General features: G+C 33.6%; 3 protein-coding genes and 1 riboswitch. All 3 genes read right to left on the reverse strand.

Going from position 1 to position 3,896, the window contains the following annotated elements:
* On the reverse strand, positions 1–992 hold a 992-nt coding region (locus BN358_RS00355; protein ID WP_157593206.1), incomplete at its 3' end, for a hypothetical protein.
* 169 nt (positions 993–1,161) lie between these two features.
* A riboswitch (cyclic di-GMP riboswitch) is annotated at positions 1,162–1,245 on the reverse strand.
* Between the two features lie 93 nt (positions 1,246–1,338).
* On the reverse strand, positions 1,339–2,781 hold the full coding sequence (locus tag BN358_RS00360) for an HD-GYP domain-containing protein (protein WP_019227343.1): 1,443 nt from the start codon (positions 2,779–2,781) through the stop codon (positions 1,339–1,341).
* Positions 2,782–3,037: 256 nt separating this feature from the next.
* A partial coding sequence (locus BN358_RS00365) for an S-layer homology domain-containing protein (protein ID WP_019227344.1) occupies positions 3,038–3,896 on the reverse strand: 859 nt, incomplete at its 5' end.

A 3,896-nucleotide genomic window follows, 5' to 3' on the forward strand; every position in this document is an offset into this window, starting at 1 on the left:
GCTGTTGCTATTGTTTCACTTGTTGGTGTTACCGTTCCCTTGTTTGTATCTTCTGATTCGTAATTGATAGTTACAGTTGAACCATAATTTTTAACCATTATTGTCATGCCATCAATAGTAACTGAATCAGAATTTAAATTTCCACCTACAAATTCCAATGATGTTCCTGTTTGGTTTAATTTAACCGTAAATGGAAACTGAATACCTGTATATCCAATAGGAGCACTTGCTTCCCAAATTGTTATATTTCCATTTGGCAGTACGAAAAAATTAAGCTCATTGTTTGAAACACCTTGATTAGCAGGTATTTGATTAGGTGGAGTAGGTACTATGGAATTAAAAACAGTAAATTTTGAACCTTGTAGTGGTACCATATTTTGATCCACTTTTACTATTTTACCAATCTTGTGATTCAACGTTATAGTACCAGTAAACTCATGCCCCCCACCTTTGACATCAATTTGAATTCCAAATTTATTTTCTAATGTTAAATTTCCAAGATTTGCAATAACAAAGTAATGGTTAGCGTCATCTGTCATAAATGTTTTTGATTCTGTTGGGCTATATCTGTCATTAACTTTAAGTGTTGTTGTACCGGTTAATGCATTAATATCAGAACCAGTTACCACCTTAGTCACATCTGGATCTGTATCAATATCATTATCATCATAGGTGTATGTCACTGAAGTAGGTTTTTTTGCATTCATTACAGTAAAAGCAAAATATAGATTTCCACCATCATACCAGAAAGCTTTAACACTAGAATGATTATTTGTCGAATCAATAGTAAAATTCGAATATATAATGTCAGCTGTACGCGTCTCTGTTGCTGCTGCACTTACCAAGCTGTTCGGCATTGCTGGCATCATCATCATCAAAGCAATTACTAAACAAATAACTTTTCTAAACAAATTTTTATTCATAAGATTTCCTCCTTTCTTTAAAATTTTATTTTCCCCTTTTGAATTATGTAAAAATTTATTAATAAACATTTCAATTTTTACACCTCCTTTCTTCAAGCTATTAATAATTTTTATATAGAACAACCCCCCAAGTAAAAGCAGTTGTTGCTAACTAATTAAATAATGAGATCCTTATCTTCCATAGGATGTCATTAAAACTAATGAAACAAAAAAGCTGCAAAGTAATTATTTAAAATTAGTTTGCAGCTGAACGGTCATAGCATTATGCTTTAGACTTCTCGCTTTGCGTCCCTATCTTTCGATAGGTTTGCCAATATTCAATTATATTTAGCTTCATGTACTATAGATACCACAAATATAATGTTCTTAAACATGAATAACAATTATACTATATTATGTTTAAAATAATGAAATTTTATACAATTTGTTCCTCTTTTTCCATTAATTTAACAAACACCTGTGCTATGGCAGGATCAAATTGACTGCCAGCTTTTTCGCTTATTTCATGAAGAGCGTCTCTCTTAGTCATTACGTCTTTGTATGGTCTGTCATTAACCATCACATCGTAAGCATCAGCAATGGCAAATACTCTGGCTACAATAGGAATTTCCTCATTTTTGAATAGTCCTGGATACCCATTTCCATCCCATCGCTCATGGTGAATTAATATCAATTCATCAATAGGGGAAGCATCCCGAAATTCCCGTGCAATATAGTAACCAATTTCACTGTGCCTTTTCACTGTCTCCCATTCTTCGTTGTTCAATGTTCCGACTTTTTGAAGAATGTTTCTAGACACACCTATTTTTCCTATATCATGGAATTCACACAATAATCTTAATTCCTCTTTTTCTGTTTCTGTCAAATCAAGTGCGTCTGCCATCATCATAGTAAGACCCTTGAGGCGTTCATAATGAGATTTGGTTTCGTATGTGATCTTTTCCAGCCTGCTCTTTAAATACTTAATCATTGAAAGCTTTGCTTCCTTGCTTTCCTTTAGTTTTTTAAAGTACATTCTGTCTTCAGCTTTCTTAAGCACCTTTTGGATATCTTCATCTACTGTTTCTTTTGTAGCAACTCCAAAACTTATATTGATTTTTACGTAATCCAGTGTGTTCTTGTCACATTTTTCTTTTATTCTTTCAACTATATCGACGGCAGTATCACCTGTGGTTTTCGGCAATAGTACTACAAATTCATCTCCACCGATTCTACTGATAATGTCTTCATCCCTGAAGGAGCTGGTCATAATTTCAGCTGCTTTTTTAAGAGCATTATCACCCATGTTGTGACCAAACGCATCGTTTATGAGCTTTAAACCATTTATGTCACCCATTATAAGGCTTATTGGCAGCTGTCTTTTCGTATCCAGTCTCGCCAGTTCTTCTTCAAAGAAATTTTTGTTATACAATCCTGTCAGACGATCTTTGTAGTATAGCTTCTTTATATCTTTTATATTATAAGTGTTATGTTCATTTTCTGATTGGCTGTAAGGATATTGAACATTCTGTTTAATATATGTTATATCAACGTAGTATATTACAAGCAGATCATCTTGACTGCTCTTATCTGAAAACATGTTGATAAGATACCATCTTTCAATTTCTTTGATATAAATTTCAAATTTAAATTTTGATTTTGGAATCATATTAAAATATAATTCCTTAAGCCCCAGTTCATTTGAATAATCCACAACAATCTCTGAAAATCTCCTGCCTAAAATTCTTTCCGGAATAATGTTGGCAGCTTTATAAAATGTATCACTTATGTACACAAGCTCGTAGTCAATAAAATTTCCTTCTCTGTTGTAAACAGCTTTGAATTTTAAATAAAAATCATTTTTTGAAGGGTATTCCATTTAATCACCCCTATTTCAGAAGTATTTTTGCTTATTTAATAATCATAATTATACATTAATTCAATTACATTTCTATTATCTGGCGATTATATTTTTATTACATTTCAATTACATTCCAATTACACCATAACAATCACTTATTAAACCAAAAAGGTCTGACTTCGACAATACTGAAATCAGACCTTTTAGCTCAAATTTTAATTTTATGTTTGACAGAGTACCGTTTATTTCTTCGCTGTCTAATTTTTCAATATTTCTATGGCCATACTTTGTTTGCTTTCATTCCTGTCCATAGTTCATCGCCGTCTTCTTCTAACATGTAGTCATGGCTGTTTGTAGCCTCCATTATTGCTTTGTAATACCATTGATCATTTGAAATGTCCTGCCAGAACATTGCATCCGGGTGAATATTTTCTTCTGGTACTGCTCTTCCTAATACATTATTAATCAATGTCATTGCTTCAGCTCTTGTAATATCTTGTTCAGGTCTAAATGTTAAATCCGGGTAGCCTTTTATCCAACCTTTTATTTCAGATGATGTAATATATTTTTCTGCCCAATGTCCTACTATATCCGTAAAATTACTTGAACTGCTCAAGTCAAGATTATCAAATTTTGCTGCTATAGTTGCAAATTCTGCTCTTGAAATAGGTTCTGACGGTTTAAATGTACCATCAGGATACCCTTTGATTATACCTGCATTGTTCAAAGTTGATATTGCACGATTTGACCATTCATGGTTCATTAAGTCTGTAAATGAGTTTTCATCACTTAACAATTCACTTCTGCTTTCATCAGTCAAAAGTCTATAGAAAATCATTGCTACTTCTTCTCTTGTTATATTGTTTAGAGGCCTTACATCTCCTTCTGGATAACCTATTACATATGCAAAGTGATCTGTTTTCTCTAGATTAGCCAACGGAACATCTATATCATTAATGATAGTTCCGCCACCACCACCGCCATTTCCATGGTGTTCTGACTCTTCATCGTCTTCTGGTTCCGTCGGATCTGTTGGATCTGTCGGGTCAGTTGGATCCGTTGGGTCCGTTGGATCTGTTGGGTCTGCTGGGTCTGCTGGGTCTGTTGGGTCTGTTGGGTCTGTTGGGTCTGTT

This window comes from Sedimentibacter sp. B4 (assembly GCF_000309315.1).
Classification (GTDB): domain Bacteria; phylum Bacillota; class Clostridia; order Tissierellales; family Sedimentibacteraceae; genus Sedimentibacter; species Sedimentibacter saalensis.